This is a genomic window from Sphingomonas sp. S6, assembly GCF_043498045.1.
Lineage (GTDB): Bacteria > Pseudomonadota > Alphaproteobacteria > Sphingomonadales > Sphingomonadaceae > Sphingomonas.
The window spans coordinates 155,293-174,388 of sequence record NZ_JBIEOE010000004.1; the positions used below are offsets into that span (position 1 = coordinate 155,293).

The 19,096-nt window shown below is 67.2% G+C and carries 20 protein-coding genes; 7 read left to right on the plus strand and 13 right to left on the minus strand.

Annotated features, from left to right (window positions below):
• Nucleotides 1-66 precede the first annotated feature (66 nt).
• Both ACGVWT_RS08490 and ACGVWT_RS08495 read right to left on the minus strand, forming a co-directional pair.
• On the minus strand, nt 67-738 hold the full coding sequence (locus ACGVWT_RS08490) for a COQ9 family protein (protein WP_315460920.1): 672 nt from the start codon (nt 736-738) through the stop codon (nt 67-69).
• Nucleotides 735-1,688 (minus strand): DMT family transporter, encoded by a 954-nt coding sequence (locus tag ACGVWT_RS08495; RefSeq protein ID WP_116460209.1) that lies wholly within the window; start codon nt 1,686-1,688, stop codon nt 735-737. The genes ACGVWT_RS08490 and ACGVWT_RS08495 overlap by 4 nt, the downstream gene beginning before the upstream one ends.
• A 52-nt stretch (nt 1,689-1,740) precedes the next feature.
• Here ACGVWT_RS08495 and ACGVWT_RS08500 point away from each other — a divergent pair, with 52 nt between their 5' ends.
• Nucleotides 1,741-2,814, plus strand: coding sequence for an alkene reductase (locus ACGVWT_RS08500; RefSeq protein WP_315460919.1), 1,074 nt, complete (start codon nt 1,741-1,743; stop codon nt 2,812-2,814).
• Nucleotides 2,815-2,870: 56 nt separating this feature from the next.
• Here the strand turns inward: ACGVWT_RS08500 and ACGVWT_RS08505 are convergent, their stop codons facing one another.
• Genes ACGVWT_RS08505 through recQ form a run of 3 tightly spaced genes read right to left on the minus strand, consistent with a single transcriptional unit; the run spans nt 2,871 to nt 5,560 of the window.
• Nucleotides 2,871-3,290: a hypothetical protein gene (locus ACGVWT_RS08505; protein ID WP_315460918.1), complete on the minus strand. Its 420-nt coding sequence runs from the start codon at nt 3,288-3,290 to the stop codon at nt 2,871-2,873.
• A 7-nt stretch (nt 3,291-3,297) separates the two neighbouring features.
• Nucleotides 3,298-3,732, minus strand: a complete 435-nt coding sequence (locus ACGVWT_RS08510) for a TIGR01244 family sulfur transferase (RefSeq protein WP_315460917.1) — start codon at nt 3,730-3,732, stop codon at nt 3,298-3,300.
• Between the two features lie 58 nt (nt 3,733-3,790).
• On the minus strand, nt 3,791-5,560 hold the full coding sequence (gene recQ, locus ACGVWT_RS08515) for a DNA helicase RecQ (RefSeq protein WP_315460916.1): 1,770 nt from the start codon (nt 5,558-5,560) through the stop codon (nt 3,791-3,793).
• 161 nt (nt 5,561-5,721) lie between these two features.
• Here recQ and ACGVWT_RS08520 point away from each other — a divergent pair, with 161 nt between their 5' ends.
• Nucleotides 5,722-6,636 (plus strand): hypothetical protein, encoded by a 915-nt coding sequence (locus ACGVWT_RS08520; RefSeq protein WP_315460915.1) that lies wholly within the window; start codon nt 5,722-5,724, stop codon nt 6,634-6,636.
• Between the two features lie 8 nt (nt 6,637-6,644).
• Here ACGVWT_RS08520 and ACGVWT_RS08525 read toward each other — a convergent pair whose 3' ends face one another.
• Nucleotides 6,645-8,492 (minus strand): ABC transporter ATP-binding protein/permease, encoded by a 1,848-nt coding sequence (locus ACGVWT_RS08525; protein ID WP_315460914.1) that lies wholly within the window; start codon nt 8,490-8,492, stop codon nt 6,645-6,647.
• A 96-nt stretch (nt 8,493-8,588) separates the two neighbouring features.
• Here ACGVWT_RS08525 and ACGVWT_RS08530 point away from each other — a divergent pair, with 96 nt between their 5' ends.
• Nucleotides 8,589-8,819 carry a hypothetical protein gene (locus ACGVWT_RS08530; protein ID WP_116460216.1) on the plus strand — a complete coding sequence of 77 codons (231 nt, stop codon included), beginning with the start codon at nt 8,589-8,591 and terminating at the stop codon, nt 8,817-8,819.
• 138 nt (nt 8,820-8,957) lie between these two features.
• Here ACGVWT_RS08530 and ACGVWT_RS08535 read toward each other — a convergent pair whose 3' ends face one another.
• Nucleotides 8,958-9,632: an energy transducer TonB gene (locus ACGVWT_RS08535; RefSeq protein ID WP_315460913.1), complete on the minus strand. Its 675-nt coding sequence runs from the start codon at nt 9,630-9,632 to the stop codon at nt 8,958-8,960.
• Nucleotides 9,633-9,858: 226 nt separating this feature from the next.
• Complete coding sequence (locus ACGVWT_RS08540; protein WP_315460912.1) at nt 9,859-11,205, minus strand: glutamate--tRNA ligase; 1,347 nt, start codon at nt 11,203-11,205, stop codon at nt 9,859-9,861.
• A 91-nt stretch (nt 11,206-11,296) separates the two neighbouring features.
• On the opposite strand from ACGVWT_RS08540, the gene ACGVWT_RS08545 reads away from it, so the two are divergent.
• Nucleotides 11,297-12,232, plus strand: coding sequence for a ribose-phosphate pyrophosphokinase (locus ACGVWT_RS08545; RefSeq protein ID WP_024310320.1), 936 nt, complete (start codon nt 11,297-11,299; stop codon nt 12,230-12,232).
• Between the two features lie 283 nt (nt 12,233-12,515).
• On the opposite strand, the gene ACGVWT_RS08550 is transcribed toward ACGVWT_RS08545, so the two are convergent.
• Together ACGVWT_RS08550 and ACGVWT_RS08555 are read right to left on the minus strand one after the other, a co-directional pair.
• Nucleotides 12,516-12,866 (minus strand): pilus assembly protein PilZ, encoded by a 351-nt coding sequence (locus tag ACGVWT_RS08550; RefSeq protein WP_315460911.1) that lies wholly within the window; start codon nt 12,864-12,866, stop codon nt 12,516-12,518.
• 24 nt (nt 12,867-12,890) lie between these two features.
• Nucleotides 12,891-13,409, minus strand: coding sequence for a sterol desaturase family protein (locus ACGVWT_RS08555; RefSeq protein WP_315460910.1), 519 nt, complete (start codon nt 13,407-13,409; stop codon nt 12,891-12,893).
• A 131-nt stretch (nt 13,410-13,540) separates the two neighbouring features.
• On the opposite strand from ACGVWT_RS08555, the gene sucC reads away from it, so the two are divergent.
• From sucC to ACGVWT_RS08570, 3 genes are all read left to right on the plus strand, one after another.
• Nucleotides 13,541-14,740 (plus strand): ADP-forming succinate--CoA ligase subunit beta, encoded by a 1,200-nt coding sequence (sucC, locus tag ACGVWT_RS08560; protein ID WP_017980456.1) that lies wholly within the window; start codon nt 13,541-13,543, stop codon nt 14,738-14,740.
• Nucleotides 14,741-14,999: 259 nt separating this feature from the next.
• Nucleotides 15,000-15,746 (plus strand): electron transfer flavoprotein subunit beta/FixA family protein, encoded by a 747-nt coding sequence (locus tag ACGVWT_RS08565; RefSeq protein WP_315460909.1) that lies wholly within the window; start codon nt 15,000-15,002, stop codon nt 15,744-15,746.
• Nucleotides 15,743-16,672 carry an electron transfer flavoprotein subunit alpha/FixB family protein gene (locus ACGVWT_RS08570; RefSeq protein ID WP_116460222.1) on the plus strand — a complete coding sequence of 310 codons (930 nt, stop codon included), beginning with the start codon at nt 15,743-15,745 and terminating at the stop codon, nt 16,670-16,672. Before ACGVWT_RS08565 ends, ACGVWT_RS08570 begins: the two co-directional genes overlap by 4 nt.
• Before the next feature lie 421 nt (nt 16,673-17,093).
• On the opposite strand, the gene ACGVWT_RS08575 is transcribed toward ACGVWT_RS08570, so the two are convergent.
• From ACGVWT_RS08575 to epsC, 3 genes are read right to left on the minus strand one after another with little or no spacing between them, the layout of a single operon-like run.
• A complete protein-coding gene (locus ACGVWT_RS08575) occupies nt 17,094-17,333 on the minus strand; it encodes a hypothetical protein (RefSeq protein WP_116460223.1) in 240 nt (79 codons plus the stop codon).
• A gap of 12 nt (nt 17,334-17,345) precedes the next feature.
• A complete protein-coding gene (locus tag ACGVWT_RS08580) occupies nt 17,346-18,125 on the minus strand; it encodes a gamma-glutamyl-gamma-aminobutyrate hydrolase family protein (RefSeq protein ID WP_315460908.1) in 780 nt (259 codons plus the stop codon).
• Complete coding sequence (gene epsC, locus ACGVWT_RS08585; protein ID WP_315460907.1) at nt 18,125-19,093, minus strand: serine O-acetyltransferase EpsC; 969 nt, start codon at nt 19,091-19,093, stop codon at nt 18,125-18,127. The genes ACGVWT_RS08580 and epsC overlap by 1 nt, the downstream gene beginning before the upstream one ends.
• Nucleotides 19,094-19,096: the final 3 nt, after the last annotated feature.

Genomic DNA, 19,096 nt, shown 5'->3' on the forward strand with positions numbered 1-19,096 from the left:
CGGGATGCGACGCAGCGTGCGGCATACAGTCCGTCACCTCGGACCAAGCCCGGGATGACGGAGTGCTCACACCACCGGATAGCGTAGCCGCCCGACGAAGCGCGACAGGCTGGGCCGGTGTTCGTAGCGCTTGACGAACCCCGCCTTGGCCTTCTCGAACCGCATGATCCCGTCGATCCGCCGCGACAGGAAGGCGCGCGTATCGGCCTGCCCCTCGCTGTCGTCGTCCAGAAACACCGTGATCGTCGCGGTATAGACGCCGAGCAGGATCGTCCGCTTGGTATAGTGATTGTAATCGGTCGCCGTATCGCCGGCCATGCGCCACATCGTATCGACGCTGCGCCAGCCGAGCTTCGCCGCCCGCGCGACATTCTGTGGCATCGCCAGGATGGTCAACGCGCGACGCAGCGCCTCGCGATCGGGAGCCAACGCGTCCAGTCGCGCCTCGATCAACGCGGCGATCCGCGCGCGAATCTTCATCGTCGCAAGGCGTTCGGGCGGCAACGCGTCCGCCATTGCAGCGTCGATGTGCGCGAACCAGGCATCGATCATGTCGACCGCGCCGCCGGAAAAGGCGAGTCGCGCGACGTCGCGGTCGATCCCCGCCGCCTCTGCCGCCATGTCGCGCGCGGCGTCGCCCCAGCCATCGAACGCGGCGTTGGCGGCGATGCCGGGGGCGAGCGACACGCGAATTTCGTCGAGCGTCAGGTCGCTGGTGTCGATCGTATCCTGGGTCATGCTGCCATCTCCTGCGCCCGCGCACGCGCCGGTGCAACCTCGGCGCGGCGCACCAATACCAGCGCCACCGCGACCAACGCCACGCCGATCCAATCGGCTCCCTGCAACCGCTCGCCATAGGCCATCCAGCCCACGGCACCCGCAACGATCGGTTGGATCAGCAGCGCGATGCCGACGATCAGCGGCGACATGCGGCCCAATGCGTAGATCATGCAGCCCTGCCCAAAGACCTGGCTGACGATAGCGAGGCCGAGCAGCGCGCTCCAATGGCCCGGCCACACCCGCTCACCGAGCAGCACCGCGAACACGAGCAGCGGCAGCGCCGTCGCACAGCTCGCCAGCGCCAGCGCAGGCAGCGGCCGCATCGTTTCGCGCACCTTGGCCATCATGATGAAATAGACGGTGTAGAGGATGCCCGCGACGATGCAGAGCAGGTCGCCCGCCAGGTTACGCGGATCGACCTGATACGACCGGCCCATCAATAATCCCGCGCCGACGGCCGCGAGCAGCAACGCGATCCCCTGTCCGCGCGATGGCCAGGCCCGCGCCACGAGGAATCCGTACAGCGGATAGATCAGGATCGCCGAATTGCCGAACAGCGTCGCATTGGCCATCGTCGTGCGCACGATGCCGAGGTGCCAGCTCGCCAGATCGGCGGCGAAGGCCACGCCGCCCACCGCGATCAGCAGCCACAGTCCGCCCGGCATCCGCACCGGCCGAGCGCCCGCCGCCAGCGACAGCGCGGCAAGGAAGGGGATCGCCAGCGTGATCCGCCAGAATCCCGCCGCCACCGGCCCCACATCGGCCAGCCGCACGAACCAGGGGCCGAACGCCAGCGCAATATTGGCAAGGATTAGCGCGACGAAGCCCAACGCGGGCGCGGTGTCCGTAGCGGCAACCGGATCCGTTGGCGCAGGCACAGTTTTTCTTGTGGGGTCGGGCCGATGCATGCCGCCCTGTAGCGTCCTATCTTCCGCGCGTCAGGCCACTAACGGAGCATCCATGCCGAGCCTTTTCGACCCCATCCAGCTGGGCGACATCGACGCCGCCAACCGGATTTTCATGTCGCCGCTGACCCGCGGCCGTTCGACCGACGATCATGTGCCGACCGAGATCATGATCGACTATTATCGCCAGCGCGCCAGCGCCGGCCTTATCATCACCGAAGGCACCGGGATCAGCCGCGAAGGTCTGGGCTGGCCCAATGCGCCGGGTCTGTGGACCGACGAACAGGTCGAGGCGTGGAAGCCGGTGACTGAGGCGGTGCATGAAGCCGGCGGCAGGATTGTCGCGCAGATCTGGCACATGGGTCGCCTATCGCGTCCCGACGTGATCGGCATGACGCCGCTGTCCTCCTCGGCCACGCGCGCGCCCTATCACAAGGAACCGAACCCCTATGGCGAAGCACGCGCCGCGACGCTCGACGATATCGCCCGTGTGCAGGACGATTACGCGACGGCCGCGCGCAATGCGATCCGTGCCGGGTTCGATGGCGTGCAGCTGCATGGCGCCAATGGCTATCTGATCGACCAGTTTCTGCGCGACGGCACCAACCATCGCGACGATCAATATGGCGGCAGCCCGGAGAACCGCATCCGCTTCATGCGCGAATCGGTGGCGCGCGTCGCCGATGCGATCGGCGCAGGCCGCACCGGCATCCGCCTGTCGCCCAATGGCGAGACGCAGGGCGCCGACGATAGCGATCCCGCCAGCGTCTTCGTCCCCGCCGCAGCGGCGCTCGACGCGCTGGGCATCGCCTTCCTCGAACTGCGCGAACAGGGCCCCGACGGCACCTTCGGCAAGAGCGACGTGCCCAAGCTCAGCCCGGAGATCCGCAAGGTCTTCAAGGGTCCATTGGTGCTGAACCAGGATTATGACGGCGCCAGCGCGCAGGCCGATCTGGATTCGGGCGTCGCGGACGCGATCGCCTTCGGTCGCAAGTATATCGCGAACCCCGATCTGGTCGAACGCCTGCGCCAAGGCGCGCCGCTCAACCGGGACGACCAGAAGACGTGGTATAGCAAGGGCCCTGAAGGCTACACCGACTATCCCGCACTGGAAACGCAGGACGCCTAACCGTCACATTCCTCCCTCGGCGCAGCCGGGGGAGGACCCGCTCGTCGTAACCGACGTCAGCCGATCATCTTCTTCAGATCCGCCGGCGCCAGCCGTCGCACGTCGAGCGCATCGACTCCCGCGATCAGCACCCGGCCCATGCGCCGGTCGCCGCTGTCGATCTCGATCCCCTCGACCGTCGACCGCAGCGCGAGCCAGGCGATCTCGCAGACCGTGATCCGCTTGCCATAGCGGCGCATCACCGCGACGCGGCCCGCCCGGTCGACCGCCAGCGCGCCCACGCCATCCGCACCGACCACCGCGCCCAAGGTCTCGAAGCCCCCCAGCGACTCGTCCGCCGCGGCCGCCGCTTCCTCGGGCGATTCGATCCGTCCGACGCGTCCGCGGCGAACCGCCCAGACGATGCCGGCAACGACCAGAAGCACCGCCAGGGCGGCGATGAGCGCGATCCCGATCGTCGTCTCGTCGAACTGCATGGCCGGATCACTGCCCGCCGGCGAGCGCGTCCAGCGTCGGGCGCATCCCCGACAAATCGTAGCCAGCGGCGCGCGCCTGGGCGACCAGCAGCTCGGGGTTGCGCCCCGCCTTCGCGGCGGCAAGCGCCCACAGGTTGCAGCTGCGCGTCCCCGATCGACAATAGGCGAGCACGGGCCCGTCGGCGCCGACCAGCGCCTGCGTCATCGCGTCGATTTGCGGGTGCGAGAAGCCGGCATGCGTGATCGGGATCGCGACATAGGTCAGGCCCGAGGCCTCCGCCGCGGCGCGGATCGCGTCGCCCGCCGGCTGGCCAGCTTCCTCCTCGTCAGGTCGGTTGTTGACGATGCTGACAAAGCCCGCCGCCTTGATCGCCGCCATATCCTCCGGCGTGATCTGGGGGGCGACGCTGATGGATTCGTTGATCGTGCGGATATCGGCCATCCGGTCCCGTTACGCGATCAACCGAGCCGCGTCAGCCGTTTTTGCGGCCATTCCCACCTCAATCCGCCGCGCGGATCACCTCCAGAAACGCATCGCCATAAGCCTCCAGCTTGCGCGCGCCGATGCCGGACAGGTGCATCAGCGCCGAACGGCTGGTCGGCCGCTGCGCCGCCATGTCGCGCAGCACTGAATCGTGGAAGATGACATAGGGCGGCACTCCCGCCTCCTTGGCCAGATCGCGGCGGCAGGTGCGCAGCGCCTCGAACAGCGGATTGTCGGCCGGGTTGATTGCCACGCCCGCGTCACGCTTCTTGCCGCGGACCCGCTTGGGTGGCAGCACCAGCATCACCCGCGCGCCCTCCTTCAGGATCGGGCGTGCGCCGGGGCCGAACTCCAGCCCGCCATGGGCATTGGTGCGTAAGGCATCGCGCAACAGCAGCGCACGCGCCACCGGCTTGACCAGTGCCGACTCCTCGCCCTCGACGATGCCCCACACCGACAGCGCCTCATGCCCGCGATCGACGCTGCGGTCGGTCGACTGGCCCAGCAGCACCTGCTCGATATAGCCCGCACCGAACAGCTGGCCGGTGCGGAACACGGCGGACAGGAATTTCTGCGCGACCGTCGTCGCATCGACCGCATCGGGAGACCCTAAGCAATTGTCGCAATTGCCGCAGTCTTCGATGAGGTCTTCGCCGAAATGCTTCAGCAGGATGCGGCGCCGGCAGCCCGCCGTCTCGACCAGTGCGCCCAGCGCCGCCAGCCGGGTCCGCTCGCCGGCCTGCCGCTCAGGCTCGACCTCGCCGATCCGCTGGCGCGCGCGCGCGAAATCCTCCGCACCCCAAAACAGATGCGCCACCGCCGGATCGCCATCGCGGCCCGCGCGGCCGGTTTCCTGATAATAGGCCTCGATCGATTTCGGCAGGCCGGCATGCGCGACGAAGCGGACGTCAGGCTTGTCGATCCCCATGCCGAACGCGACCGTCGCGCAGATCACCATGTCCTCGCTCGCGACGAAATCGGCCTGGTTTTTCGCGCGGATATGTTGCTCCAGCCCCGCATGGTAGGCGCGGGTCGGCCGCCCGGTGCGGGCGAGCGCTTCGGCCAGCTTTTCCGTCGCCGCGCGCGTTTGTGCATAGACGATGCCGGGGCCGGGCGTGCCTGCGATCACGTCGGCGATCTGCTTGGTCGTGTTCGCCTTGGGGGTGATCGCGTAGCGGATGTTGGGCCGGTCGAAGCCCGACACGATCAGCCCGTCCTGTGGAATGCCGAGCTGTGCGAGGATATCGGCGCGGGTATGCGCGTCCGCCGTCGCCGTGAGCGCCAGCCGCGGCACGTCCGGGAACGCATCCATCAACGGCGCGAGCAGGCGATAATCGGGGCGGAAATCGTGTCCCCATTCGCTGACGCAATGTGCCTCGTCGATCGCGAACAGGCTGAGCTTCGCGCTGCCCAGCAGCTCGCGGAAATGCCCGGTCGAGGCGCGTTCGGGCGCGATATAGAGCAAGTCGAGCTCGCCGGCTTTGAACCGCGCGATCGTCTCGCCGCGATTCTGGTCGGCGCTGGTCAGCGTGCCAGCGCGAATGCCCACCGCTTCGGCCGCACGCAGCTGGTCGTGCATCAGCGCGATGAGGGGCGAGACGACGACGCAGGTGCCGTCCAGCATCACCGACGGCAGCTGGTAGCACAGCGACTTGCCCGCGCCGGTCGGCATCACCCCCAGCGTCCGCTCGCCGGCAAGCACCCGCGACACCACCTCTTCCTGCACGCCGCGAAACCCCGCAAAGCCGAAGACGCGGGACAGGGTGGGCAGGGGATCGGGACGCATCGCCGGCTCATGTAGGCCGCACCGCTGCGCGATGCCACCCGTCCGGATGATGCCGGTGCCGAAGGATGCGACCGATCCGGCCTTCGATCCGCCACCGAAACGACACGATCGTGACCCTCTTTCAGCGGTTGATGGGAGAATGGCCGATGACGCGAATGACGATGCCCCTCGCTCTTGTGCTGGTCGGTGCGGCTAGTCCCCCGCAGGAGCGGGTGGTGGACGCCGATAGTATCGTCACGGGCCGGATCGCGGGCTTGCCCGCGCGGATACGTATCGATCCGGCGGCACCGGCGATGCCGCTGATCGATCAGGCGCTCGCCGAGCGCGCGAAGCTCAAGTTGGAGGGCAGTTGGGGTATCAGCATCGGCTATGCCGTCGGCGGCACGCAGGTGATGACCCGAACTCAGGCGGTGCAGGCCGATCTCGGCGACGGCGTGATCAAGCGCCGGGTCGGATGGGCGAAGCGGCCCTTCGCCCCTGGCGTCGACGTCAGCGTCGGGCCGGCGGCGCTGGCGGAACCGATCGTCCGGTTCCAACTGCATGCGGCGCGAGCTGGAGAGACCACGACGACATTCAAGGCGCGTCACGAATCGGCGGTATTCGGCCTGTTCGGCAATTTCAGCGCGACCTATGCGGAGATCGATGTGGGCGGCCTGCCGATGCGGCTGCGCTTCGACCCTTATCACGCCCGGACGCTGGCGACCGCGGGTGCGGCAGTCCGTATTGCCGCCCTGCATGACGGCAGCGTGTCGGGGCCAACGGTGCCGACCGAAATCTTCTTCGGCATCGAACGGCCGATCCGCACGATGACGTTGGGCAAGCCGCTGGATCTGGGTGCGTTGCGAATCACGACGCTGGGTGTTCGGACCAACGACGTGGGCAGCGCAGCCGCGATCCGCGATGCGGATGCGCCGGCCGCCCCGGTCGATCCCGATGAGATCGTCGTGACGGCGAAGGGCAAAAAGCGCGACCCACGGCGCGATACGCTGTCGCTGGGGGCGGACCAGCTGCAGCATTGCTCGTCGATCGTATTCGACCGGACGGCGGAGGTGATACGGCTCACCTGCGCCCGGTAAGACGGCCGCTATTCCGCCGCCAGCGCGCCCTCGCCGGCACCGGCGACATCCTCGTCGTCGCGCTCTTGCGCCTGCCGCGCCCACATTTCCGCATAGAGCCCGCCGAGCTTCAGCAGTTCCGCATGCGTACCGCGCTCCGCCACCCGGCCACCGTCGAGGACGACGATCTGATCGGCATGCACCACCGTCGACAGGCGGTGCGCGATGACGATCGTCGTGCGGCCGCGCTCGATCGCCTTCAGCGTGTCGAGGATCTCCGCCTCGGTCCGGCTGTCGAGCGCGCTGGTCGCTTCGTCTAGGATTAGGATCGGCGGGTTCTTCAGCAATGTGCGCGCGATCGCGACGCGTTGCTTCTCGCCGCCCGACAGCTTGAGCCCGCGTTCGCCGACGCGCGTCGCGAAGCCCTCGGGTTGGCGTTCGATGAAGCCGGCGATCGCCGCACCCGTTGCAGCGTTCGCGATCTCCGCATCCGATGCACCCTCGCGGCCGTAGCCGATATTGTAGCCGATCGTGTCGTTGAACAGCACCGTGTCTTGCGGGACGATGCCGATCGCGGTGCGTAACGACGCCTGTGTCACGGCGCGCACGTCCTGCCCGTCGATCGTGATCGCGCCTGCGTCGACATCGTAGAACCGGTACATCAGCCGCGCGAGCGTCGACTTGCCCGCACCCGACGGCCCCACCACCGCCAGCGTCGTGCCCGCCGGAATGTCGAGGTCGAGGCCCTTCAGGATTTCGCGATCGGCGTCATAGCCGAAATGCACATCCTCGAACCGCACCCGGCCGCGACCCACCACCAGCGGCGCGGCGTTGGGCGCGTCGACCACCTCGGCCGGCGTGTCGATCAGTGCAAACATGCTCGCCATGTCGATCACGCCCTGGCGGATCGTACGATAGACCATGCCCAGCAGGTCGAGCGGCCGGAACAGTTGCGATAGCAAGGTCGACACGAACACCACGTCGCCCGCGGAAAAGCGCCCCTGGCTCCACCCCCATGCGACATAGGCCATGCCGCCGCCAAGCATCGCGTTGGTGATCAGCGCCTGCCCGACGTTGAGCCACGCCAGGCTGTTTTCCGACTTGGTCGCCGCGGCGGCATAGGCGCTGATCGCGGCGTCGTAGCGCTTCGCCTCGCGCTCCTCCGCGCCAAAATATTTCACCGTTTCGAAATTCAGCAGCGAATCGACCGCATGCGCGACCGCGCCGGTGTCGAGGTCGTTCATCTGCGCCCGCAGAGCATTGCGCCAGTCGGTCACCTTCTGGGTGAAGACGATATAGATCGCGACCATCGCCACCGTCGCGGCGACCAGCGGCCAGCCGAAGCTGGTCCAGAAGATGGTCAACACCATGGCCAGTTCGAGCACGGTCGGCGCGATGTTGAACAGCAGGAAATACAGCATCGTATCGATGCTCTTCGTGCCGCGTTCGACCACTTTCGTGACCGCGCCGGTGCGCCGTTCCAGATGGAAGCGCAGCGACAGGCCGTGCAGGTGGCGGAAGACGCTTGCCGCCAGTCGCCGCGTCGCATCCTGCCCAACGCGTTCGAACACGGCGTTGCGCAGATTGTCGAACAGCGTCGTCGAGAAGCGCGAGGCGGCATAGCCGACCACCAGCAGCACGACGATCGTGACGAGGCCACGGTCGCCGACGCTCATTCGGTCGACCGCATATTTCAGCGTATAGGCTGCGCCGAAGACCTGAACGATCTTGCTCGCGACGACGAGCAGCATCGCGACGACGATGCGCGCCTTCAGCCCCGTTTCACCTGCGGGCCACAGATAGGGGAGGAAACGGCGCAGCGTCGGCAGCAACGGCTGGTCGGCGCGGGTCTGGCTGGTCGGATCGGTAGGCGGCATTGCCGCTTATGTAGGCACGGCGCCCCAACGAAGAAAGCGCGCCGCGGAACATACTAGCGCCTTCGCGAATTTTACCGGTTGACAAGCGAGGGCATCATGGAACCGTTGTTCTACGTGATGGCGATCATGGGCTGCGGCGACGGCAACGTTCAATGCACCGAGGCTCGGGTCGTTCCGATCCACTACCAGTCGATGGCGCAATGCCGCGCGGCACTGCCCGATCAGCTCGCGCGCAACACCGACGTGCCTTATCCGATGATCGGCGCCCAGTGCCGCACGTCGGGCGCGCAGATCGCCAAGGCGGACACCAAGCCACGTCGGTCGTAACCCGGCCTTTTCGATTCGAGCAGCCGTCTTCCCAAACAGTCTGAGGTCTTTCGGACTTAGAGGACAGCGCGAGCGCGAACAGACCAAGCCCACGCAGGGGCGACGCGTCCCGGACGAACACGTCGGCCCCCTGCGGTTTTAGCCGGCATCCTCCATGCGGAACGTCAGCGTCATCGTCCGCCACGCCTCGACCGGCACGTTACCGCGCGTCGCCGGCTTGAAGCGCCAGGCCTTCAGCGCCCGTTCCTGCGTTGTGCGCCAGAAGGCATCGCTGGTCGCAGTGACCTGTTCGATCTGCTTCACACGCCCGTCGATGCCGACCAGTACGCGCACCGTCACGCGCCCGTCGCGATTGGCACGGCGTTCGACCGCGGGGTAATCGGGCTGGAACGCGTCGGCGTAGCGCGGATCGACGCTGGGGCCGACGAACGGCAACGGCGCGGGCGGGGTCGGTGCCTCGACCGCCGGCCCGGGATCGGTGCCGATGATCTTGGTCGGTGCCGGCGGCGTCGGGATCGTCGTTACGGTCAGGTCGGTGGGGATGGTCGGCACCGAAACTTTCGGAACGGGTGCCAGGATCGTCTCGGTCGCGTGGTGCGGTGCAGTTTCGGCCGGCTTCACCTCGGGTATCGGTGGCGGAGGTGGCGGTTCGACAGGGATATTGTCGATCACCAGCACATGGTCCGGGCCATCGGGCAGAATCTTCGGCCCTGCGAACATCAGCGCGGCGATCAGGGCAGCGTTGATGGCGATGGCGGCGGTGAGGCCGCCGGGGTTGAAACGGGTCTGCTTGGCGTAGCGATCAGCATACATCGTCCGTCTCCTCTCTGTCGGGTCGCCCTCGACCGGGGCAACGCCGCTCAGACATGAAACGTTACACCATAACATATGGTCGTCAAGGGGTTGGGCGGATGCCCGGGTATTGCGCAAACGCATGTCAGCAGGCCGCTAAGGGGGCACGCAAAAGCTCGGAACGGCGCTACGCGAACGCCGCCTCCGCGTGCCCGGATCTCGTGTGGGTCGCCCCGCGCGACCGATCTTATCCCGTCGCTTCCGCTGCGTCCCGCAGCCGTCCGACGGCGCGCGCCTGCCCGATGAGCGGCAACAGCGCCGCCATATCGGGGCCGTGGTCCAGCCCGGTCAGTGCCTGCCGCAGCGGCAGAAACAGCGCCTTGCCCTTGCGGCCCGTTGCCTCCTTGAGCGCCGTCGTCAGCGCCGCCCAGGCGTCGTCGCCCCAGTCCAGGCCCTCTGCCACCACCACCGCGTCGGCGAGATAGGCGCGCGCCGCGTCGTCCTGCATCGGCGCGGCGATCGGCCCCTCGATCACCTGCCACCAGTCCGCCGCCTCGGCGACGTGCGCCAGGTTCGGCCGCACCGCGTCCCATTCCGCCGCGCCCATGCCGTCAGGCAGTCGGTCGGCGACGGCGTCATAGGTCAGCTGGTGGACGATCCGCGCATTCACCTGCGCCAGCTCCGCCTCATCGAATCGCGCGGGCGCCCGGCCGAAGCGGGCGAAGTCGAAGGCGGCGATCAGCGGTGCGGGATCGACCATCGGCTCGACGGGATCGCTCGTCCCGATCCGCGCGAGCAGCGCGACGACCGCCTGCGGCTCGATCTCCGCGTCGCGAAAGTGCGCGACGCCCAGCGATCCCAGACGCTTGGACAATTTGCCCTCGGCGCCGGTCAGCAGCGCTTCGTGCGCGAAGGCGGGTGGCGTCACGCCCATCGCATCGAACATCTGCAATTGCAGCGCGGTGTTGGACACATGGTCCTCGCCGCGCACGACATGCGTGATGCCCAGATCGGCGTCGTCGATCGCCGACGGCAGCATATACAGCCACGATCCATCGGCGCGGCGCACGACGGGGTCGCTCATCGTCTTCGCATCGAAACTCTGCGGACCCCGGATCAGATCGTCCCAGTGGATCGGTGCGTCGTGATCCAGCTTGAACCGCCAGTGCGGCGCGACGCCATCCGCCTGCAGGTGCGCCTTTTGCGCATCGCTCAGCGTCAGCGCCGCGCGATCGTACACCGGTGGCAGGCCGCGCCCGAGCAGGATCTTGCGCTTCAGATCCAGTTCTTGTGCGCTCTCATAGGCCGGATAGATCCGCCCCGCCGCGACCAGCGCGTCGAACCGCGCCTGATACAGCGCGAATCGCTCCGACTGGCGCACCTCTGCATCGGGCGTCAGGCCCAGCCACGCGAGATCGGCGCGGATGCCATCGACGAACCGCTCTTCGGACCGCTCGGCATCGGTGTCGTCGATCCGCAGCACGAACCGCCCGTGCTGCCCCCGCGCGAACATCCAATTGTGCAGCCCCGCCCGGATATTGCCGACGTGGAGCATGCCGGTGGGAGAGGGGGCGAAGCGGGTGATGACGGTCATGCCCGCGCTCCTACCGCCGCGGACGGGCGAAGCGAAGCGGTTTGCGAAAGGCGCCATCGACGATAAAGGGCGGCGCAAGGGAGCCCAGCGCATGAAACTGATCACCGGCAATTCGAACCTTCCGCTCGCGCAAGCGATCGCGAACTATCTCGAAAGCCCGTTGACCGACGCGCTGGTCCGCCGGTTCGCCGACGAGGAGATCTTCGTCGAAATCCAGGAAAACGTGCGCGGCGAGGACGTGTTCGTGCTCCAGTCGACCGGCTTCCCGGCGAACGACAATCTGATGGAGCTGCTGATCATCATCGACGCGCTGAAGCGTGCGTCGGCCAAGCGCATCACCGCGGTGATCCCCTATATGGGCTATGCGCGCCAGGACCGGAAACCGGGGCCGCGCACGCCCATCTCGGCAAAGCTCGTCGCCAATCTGGTCACCGTCGCCGGCGCCGACCGCGTGCTGTCGGTCGATCTGCACGCCGGGCAGATCCAGGGCTTCTTCGATATCCCGACCGACAACCTCTATGCCGCGCCGGTGATGAGCGCGGACATCCATGCGCGCTTCAAGGGCCGCAACCTGATGGTCGTCTCGCCCGACGTCGGCGGCGTCGTGCGCGCGCGCCAGCTCGCCAAGCGACTCGACAACGCCCCGCTCGCGATCGTCGACAAGCGCCGCGAGCGCGCCGGCGAATCGGAAGTGATGAACATCATCGGCGACGTCGAGGGCCGCTTCTGCATCCTGGTCGACGACATCGTCGATTCGGCGGGCACGCTGTGCAATGCGGCGGCGGCGCTGCGGCAGGCGGGAGCGGAGGATGTCGTCGCCTATGTCACCCACGGCGTGCTGTCGGGCGGTGCGGTCGCGCGTGTCGAGGGATCGGTACTGACCGAACTCGTCATCACCGATTCGATCGGCAATCACGAATCGATCGGCGCGACGTCGAAGATCCGCCACCTGCCGATCGCACCGCTGCTGGGCGAGGCGATCAAGCGCATCGCCGACGAGACGAGCGTGAGTAGCCTGTTCGACTGACGGGCGCAGGCGCGGCTACGCCCGCGCCAATGCGCGAAGCGGAGCGCCCGGCACGGCCAGCGGGCGCGCTCAAGCGCGACCCGACTGACGACGGCTTTGCCGGCGTCCGTCTCGAACACTCGATCGTAAAGTTATCGTCCGCCCCGAGCGTGTCGAAGCGCGCAGTCTCCCGCGTCCCTCATCAACGACGGCAAAGTCGCCGTCGGACGACATCCGGCTTAGGCCGCCCCGCCGGCCAAGCCAGCGATGGCGCTATCGCACGCCAGTTCGGGTGTCGCCGCGCCTATCGCTGGCTGAGTGCGATGATATGGTCGAACACCGCCGGGTGCAGTGGCTTGGCGAAGGCGCAGCCATATTGCGTCTTGTCCCGCCACGCGACGACGGCTTCCAGACCGGCGAGCCCCGGCAGCGTCAGCCACACGATCGTGCCTGGCCACAGCGCGAATGCCGTTTCGGCGCGGAACCCCATCAGCGACAGGTCGGTCACGTCGATCTCGAACCGGGTCTGTCCGCGGTCGCGCAGGTGCGCGCGCATCGTCACCGCCTTGCGCAGCGATCGGCGCGACTCGGCGCCCTCCTCCGTCCCGTTGAGGGCGATGGGCTGGTACGGCGGCGTGAAGGTCGGCTGTTCCATGGCTGTATCGTGCCATGGAAGGCGTTACTTTTCTGCCAACGGCTCCGTGTTGGCCGGCGCTCGAACCCCCCGCCGTCCGCGCCGCTTGAGCTCGGCCTTCAGATCTTCGGGCCGGGGGGCGACCAGAAAACCGAAGCTGACATTGCCCTCGCGCGTCTCGACGACATGGTGCAGCCGATGCGCCTGGACGATCCGCTTCATATAGGAGGACTTGGGCAGATAGCGCGTCGGGATCCGCTGATGGACGATGATGTCATGGAACCCGAAATAGATCGCGCCATAGGCTGCGATTCCCGCGCCGATCCATGCGAAGCCCGGCCACCAGCCAAGCTGTACTCCGCCCAGCAGTAACACGAACGACGGCACGGCAAAGATTGCGGCGTACAGGTCGTTCAGTTCCCAATTGCCTTTGCGCTTCGTGTGGTGGCTCTCATGCAGGAACCAGCCGGGCCCATGCATGATCCAGCGGTGCGCGGCATAGGCAAAGCCCTCCATGCCGATCACCGTCGCTAGAAACAGAAGGATGCCGATCGGCCAGGACATGCGTATTCCATCTAATGCGAAGCGTTTGCGATAACGATCGAGCCCCGTGCTATATCCGGGGTGGATTCGTCGCGCCGCCTGTGCAAAGGGCGGCGGCAATCTCCTCTTTATAGCATAATGCGAGGCAGGCCATGAACATCCACGAATATCAAGCCAAGGAACTGCTGGCGAAGTTCGGCGTGCCCGTCCCGGCGGGCTTTGCGGCGCTCAGCGTCGAGGAAGCCGTCGAGGCATCGAAGAAGCTCCCCGGACCGCTCTACGTCGTGAAGGCGCAGATCCACGCGGGTGGCCGCGGCAAGGGCAAGTTCAAGGAATTGGGCCCCGACGCCAAGGGCGGCGTCCGCCTCGCCAAGACCGCTGACGAAGTCCGCGCACACGCGACCGACATGCTCGGCAACACGCTGGTGACGATCCAGACGGGCGACGCCGGCAAGCAGGTCAACCGCCTGTACATCACCGATGGCGTCGACATCGCGAAGGAATTCTACCTCGCGCTGCTCGTCAACCGCGCGACCGGCCGCGTCTCGATGGTCGCCTCGACGGAAGGCGGCATGGACATCGAAACCGTGGCGCATGACACGCCCGAGAAGATCCACTCGATCGACATCGACACCGCGACCGGCTTCATGCCGCATCACGGCCGCGCCGTCGCCGCCGCGCTCGAGCTGACCGGCGACCTCGCCAAGCAGGCCGCCAGCGTCGCGTCGAAGCTGTATGACGCGTTCCTCGGCACCGATGCCGAGCAGATCGAGATCAACCCGCTCGCTGTCACCGACGATGGCAAGCTGGTCGTGCTCGACGCCAAGGTCGGCTTCGATGGCAACGCGATGTTCCGTCACAAGGACCTGATGGAGCTGCGCGACACCACCGAAGAGGACGCGATGGAGCTGGAGGCGTCGAAGTACGACCTCGCCTACATCAAGCTAGACGGCGACATCGGCTGCATGGTCAACGGCGCCGGCCTCGCCATGGCGACGATGGACATCATCAAGCTGAACGGCATGTTCCCGGCCAACTTCCTCGACGTCGGCGGCGGCGCCAACAAGGAGAAGGTGACGGCGGCGTTCAAGATCATTCTTGCCGATCCGGCGGTGAAGGGCATCCTCGTCAACATCTTCGGCGGCATCATGAAGTGCGACATCATCGCCGAGGGCATCGTCGCCGCGGCGAAGGAAGTGAACCTGTCGGTGCCGCTGGTCGTCCGCCTGGAAGGCACGAACGTGCAGGCCGGTAAGGACATCCTGGCGAACTCGGGCCTCGCGATCGTTCCCGCGAACGACCTGGGCGATGCCGCGAAGAAGATCGTCGCCGAAGTGCAGAAGGCCGCGTGATCCGTCAGCCCTCCCTCGCATTAGCGGGGGAGGACGACCGCCCGTGGCGGCGCCACCTCCCCCTGGCGGGGAGGACTTTGCGATAGAAAATTCCTCAGGCTCGGGCATCATGTCCGGGCCTGATTCGTTTGGGCGGTAGGCCTGCCGTTACGGCAACCGGCGCTTTCCATACCGGACTTGCGAAAGGCACGGAAAACCGCCATCTCACCCGCCGATACGACGCCAAAAAGGTGTCGGAGGCGCAATCGGAAGGAAGCCTATGAAGGTGCTGGTGCCGGTCAAGCGCGTGCTTGACTATAACGTGAAGCCCCGCGTGAAGGCGGACGGCTCGGGTGTGGATCTTGCCAACGTCAAGATGAGCATGAACCCGTTCGACGAGATCGCGGTCGAAGAGGCGATCCGCCTGAAGGACAAGGGCGTCACCGAGATCGTCGTCGTCTCGATCGGCGAGGCGAAGGCGCAGGAAACGATCCGCACCGCGCTTGCGATGGGCGCCGACCGCGGCATCCTCGTGACCAGCGACACCAAGGTCGAGCCGCTGGGCGTCGCCAAGATCCTCGCCAAGATCGTCGAGGAAGAGCAGCCGCAGCTCGTCATCCTGGGCAAGCAGGCGATCGACGACGACAACAATCAGACGGGCCAGATGCTCGCCGGCCTGCTCGGCTGGGGCCAGGGCACGTTCGCCTCGAAGGTCGAGCTGACGACGAGCGACGTCACCGTGACGCGCGAAGTCGACGGCGGTCTGGAAACCGACAAGTTCAACCTGCCCGCGATCGTCACCACCGACCTGCGCCTCAACGAGCCGCGCTACGCCTCGCTGCCCAACATCATGAAGGCCAAGTCCAAGCCGCTCGCGCAGAAGACCGCCGCCGATTACGGCGTCGACGTGACGCCCCGCATCACGACGCTGAAGGTCGTCGAGCCGGGCAAGCGCCAGGCCGGGATCAAGGTCGCCGATGTCGACGAACTCGTGACCAAGCTGCATGCCATGGGGATTGCCAAGTGAAGACGCTCGTATGGGTCGAGCATGATGGCTCGACGGTAAAGGATGCCACGCTGTCGGCGGTGACCGCCGCATCGAAGCTGGGCGAGGTGCATCTGCTCGTCGCCGGCCAGGGCGTTGATGGCGTCGCGCAGGCGGCGGCGAAGATCGCCGGCGTCGGCAAGGTCCATGTCGCCGACGATGCGGCCTATGCCCATGCGCTCGCCGAGAATATCGCGCCGCTGGTGGTGGAGCTGATGGGGCATCACGATGCCTTCGTCGCGCCATCGACCACCACCGGCAAGAACGTCGCGCCGCGCGTCGCCGCGCTGCTCGACGTCATGCAGATCAGCGACATCCTGTCGGTCGAGGGCGAGGACACGTTCACCCGGCCGATCTACGCCGGCAATGCGATCGCGACGGTGCAGACGTCGGATGCCAAGAAGGTGATCACCGTCCGCGGCACCGCCTTCGAAAAGGCGGCGGCCGAGGGTGGCTCTGCCGAGATCGAAACGGTGGCCTCGGCGGGCGACACGGGCGTTTCGTCCTATATCGGGTCTGAGATCGCGCAGAACGCGCGTCCCGAACTGACCTCTGCCAAGATCATCGTGTCGGGTGGCCGCGCGCTGCAGAACGGCGAGAACTTCCATGCGCTGATCGAGCCGCTGGCCGACAAGCTGGGTGCAGGCGTCGGCGCGAGCCGTGCTGCGGTCGATGCGGGCTTCGTGCCCAACGACTATCAGGTCGGCCAGACCGGCAAGATCGTCGCCCCGGAAGTCTATATCGCGGTCGGCATCTCGGGCGCGATCCAGCATTTGGCCGGCATGAAGGACTCCAAGGTCATCGTCGCGATTAACAAGGACGAAGACGCCCCGATCTTCCAGGTCGCGGACATCGGCCTCGTCGGCGACCTCTTCAAGGTCGTGCCGGAACTCACCGAAAAGCTGTGACCAAGGGAGGCATGCAGCGCGACTGCATGCCGGCAGGAGCCAGCACCGCGCAGGCTCCTGCCCGAAGGTCCGGCTAGCGCCGCTACAGCGGCGACTGACGACGCGGGATTTATTCCCGCGTCGTGGGCTTGGAGAGGTAGGCTGGACGAGCCTCGCCTCCGTTTCACCATCGTCATCCCAGCGAAGGCTTGGATATTCCGACGATAGCGCGCGAACAGATCCGCGAAAGGCCCCAGCCTACGCTGGGGCGACGACCCGACCAGATGCGCTATCCCTGAGGGACCGCACGCTGGGTACCCACGGCGTCGCGCGCCCCGGATCGCCGTCCCCCACACAAAGAGGCGGCCCGACACCAGCATTGTCGGACCGCCAGTCTACGCCTAGGGAGCTTACCTTGGCGTGTTCGAAAAAGAGGCAGGCGTTACAGCGCGTTGCCGGCCGCCGGGGTCGTGGTATTGTCCGCGACATTGCCGGTCAGCGCGGTATCGCCCGCGGCCGCATTACCGTCCGTTTCCAGACCCGCTGCATTGTCGAAGACGGCGCCGTCGTCGTTCAGCGTCACCGTTTCCGCGGCGGTGTTACCCGATTCGGTCTTGGGGCCACAGGCGGCGAGGCTCAGTGCGGCGAGGCCGAGGACGGGCAGCAGGATGGCAGTCTTCATGTCGTTCTCCCTTTAGAAACCGGATGGTGATGAAACGGGCGGGCGGCCGCCGTGCAGGGCGGTGCCGATCAGCGAAAAGAAGGCGCGGCTGGCGGGCGAATCGGCCGCGTCCCATTCGGGATGCCATTGCACGCCCAACACCTCGCCGCCGCAGGGGCGCGCCGACACCGCTTCGACAAGGCCATCGTCCGCTGCGATCGCCTCGACCGACAGGCCGTGGCCCAGCCGGTCGATGCCCTGCTGATGCACCGAATTGACGCGGACGCGGCGAGCGCCGGTCGCGCCAGCCAGTCGGCCGTCGGGGGTCAGCTCCACGTCATGGCCGTGGTCGAACAGCGAATCGTAATCGCCCTCCCACGCGCCGCGATGGTGGCGGCCGGGATGACTCGCCGCAGCCAGCGTGCCGCCGAACAGCACATTGATCTCCTGCAACCCGCGGCAGATGCCGAAGACGGGCTTGCCTGCCTCGATCATCCGTCCGGCCAGCGCCAGCGCGACCTCGTCGCGGCAGTCGTCCGTCACCTGGTCGTCCGGCAGCGGCGCACCACCATAGCGGCCGGGCGCCACATGACTGCGCGATCCGGTGAGCAGCAGTCCGTCGAGCACCGCGGAGAGCGTCTCGGTATCGGTGGTCCCCGGCATCGCGGGCACCAGCAGCACCGTCGCCTGCGCCAGCGTCGTCAGCGGGGCGATGAAGCGGCACGCGACGACCTGCACCGGCCGCGCCGCCACCTCATTGCAGCACAGCACCCCGATGACGGGACGCCGCGACAGGGGGCGGGCCTGCCCCATCACACCAGCGCCGCGACCAGCGTGTCGCGTAGCGCCAGGCTGGCGGAAGGGGCGAGCAATGTCGCTTCGGGCTGCACCACCACGCCGCCGGCCGGCACGTCGTCGAGCAGCCAGACGTTGCCGCCGATCGTCGCGCCGTCGCCGATCGTGACGCGGCCGAGGATGGTCGCGCCGGCATAGATGACGACATCGTCGCCGACGATCGGATGCCGGGCATAGCGTTCGCGTGGAGACCGGCGCGCCGCACCCAGCGGACTGCGGGCGCCCAGAGTTACGTGCTGGTACAGCCGCACGCCGGTGCCGACGATCGCGGTTTCGCCGATGACGACGCCGGTGCCGTGGTCGATGAAGAAGCGCGCACCGATCGTCGCACCGGGGTGGATGTCGATTCCGGTGCGTTCGTTGGCGAGTTCCGAGATCATGCGTGCGACGATCGGCGCGCCCAGATTGTGCAGCTGGTGCGCGATGCGGTGATGCAGGCTGGCGATCGCGCCGGGATAGCAGACGAGGATTTCGTCGGTGCTGCCCGCGGCGGGATCGCCTAGGAATGCGGCCTCGACGTCGCTGTCGATCAGCCGGCGGATGTCGCCGAGCGTGCCGGCGAACAATCGCACGATCGTCGCCGCCTGATCCGCGGCGAAGGCAGTGCGCGCCTCCATCTGCCAATAGCCGAGCTCACGGTCGATCTCGCGTTCCAGATCGGCGAACGCGGCGGTCAGCTTGGCGGCGACGAAATGATCCTCGTCCTTCGGCGTTACGCGCTGCTGGCCCAGACGGCGCGGATAAAGCGCTTCGGCGAGCAGCGCGACGACGCGCTCGATCGCCTCGCGCGAGGGGAAGATCGCCGCGGCGCGCTGGGGCTGTTGCCGATCGCGCCAGGCCGCCCGGGCACTGCGTAGCGCGCCGACCGCCTCGTCCAGCGTCGCGCCGGCGGCAGGGGATACGGTCGGTGAGGACAGCGTCGGCATGGC

Coding starts and splice junctions, on each gene's coding strand:
- ACGVWT_RS08525 (WP_315460914.1), bottom strand. CDS start 8,492: ATGCCGCCTACCGATCCGACCAGCCAGACCCGCGCCGACCAGCCGTTG.
- ACGVWT_RS08535 (WP_315460913.1), bottom strand. CDS start 9,632: ATGTATGCTGATCGCTACGCCAAGCAGACCCGTTTCAACCCCGGCGGC.
- ACGVWT_RS08545 (WP_024310320.1), top strand. CDS start 11,297: ATGAAACTGATCACCGGCAATTCGAACCTTCCGCTCGCGCAAGCGATC.
- ACGVWT_RS08505 (WP_315460918.1), bottom strand. CDS start 3,290: ATGCAGTTCGACGAGACGACGATCGGGATCGCGCTCATCGCCGCCCTG.
- sucC (WP_017980456.1), top strand. CDS start 13,541: ATGAACATCCACGAATATCAAGCCAAGGAACTGCTGGCGAAGTTCGGC.
- ACGVWT_RS08510 (WP_315460917.1), bottom strand. CDS start 3,732: ATGGCCGATATCCGCACGATCAACGAATCCATCAGCGTCGCCCCCCAG.
- ACGVWT_RS08565 (WP_315460909.1), top strand. CDS start 15,000: ATGAAGGTGCTGGTGCCGGTCAAGCGCGTGCTTGACTATAACGTGAAG.
- ACGVWT_RS08490 (WP_315460920.1), bottom strand. CDS start 738: ATGACCCAGGATACGATCGACACCAGCGACCTGACGCTCGACGAAATT.
- ACGVWT_RS08575 (WP_116460223.1), bottom strand. CDS start 17,333: ATGAAGACTGCCATCCTGCTGCCCGTCCTCGGCCTCGCCGCACTGAGC.
- recQ (WP_315460916.1), bottom strand. CDS start 5,560: ATGCGTCCCGATCCCCTGCCCACCCTGTCCCGCGTCTTCGGCTTTGCG.
- ACGVWT_RS08555 (WP_315460910.1), bottom strand. CDS start 13,409: ATGTCCTGGCCGATCGGCATCCTTCTGTTTCTAGCGACGGTGATCGGC.
- ACGVWT_RS08580 (WP_315460908.1), bottom strand. CDS start 18,125: ATGGGGCAGGCCCGCCCCCTGTCGCGGCGTCCCGTCATCGGGGTGCTG.
- ACGVWT_RS08530 (WP_116460216.1), top strand. CDS start 8,589: ATGGAACCGTTGTTCTACGTGATGGCGATCATGGGCTGCGGCGACGGC.
- ACGVWT_RS08500 (WP_315460919.1), top strand. CDS start 1,741: ATGCCGAGCCTTTTCGACCCCATCCAGCTGGGCGACATCGACGCCGCC.
- epsC (WP_315460907.1), bottom strand. CDS start 19,093: ATGCCGACGCTGTCCTCACCGACCGTATCCCCTGCCGCCGGCGCGACG.
- ACGVWT_RS08495 (WP_116460209.1), bottom strand. CDS start 1,688: ATGCATCGGCCCGACCCCACAAGAAAAACTGTGCCTGCGCCAACGGAT.
- ACGVWT_RS08540 (WP_315460912.1), bottom strand. CDS start 11,205: ATGACCGTCATCACCCGCTTCGCCCCCTCTCCCACCGGCATGCTCCAC.
- ACGVWT_RS08520 (WP_315460915.1), top strand. CDS start 5,722: ATGCCCCTCGCTCTTGTGCTGGTCGGTGCGGCTAGTCCCCCGCAGGAG.
- ACGVWT_RS08550 (WP_315460911.1), bottom strand. CDS start 12,866: ATGGAACAGCCGACCTTCACGCCGCCGTACCAGCCCATCGCCCTCAAC.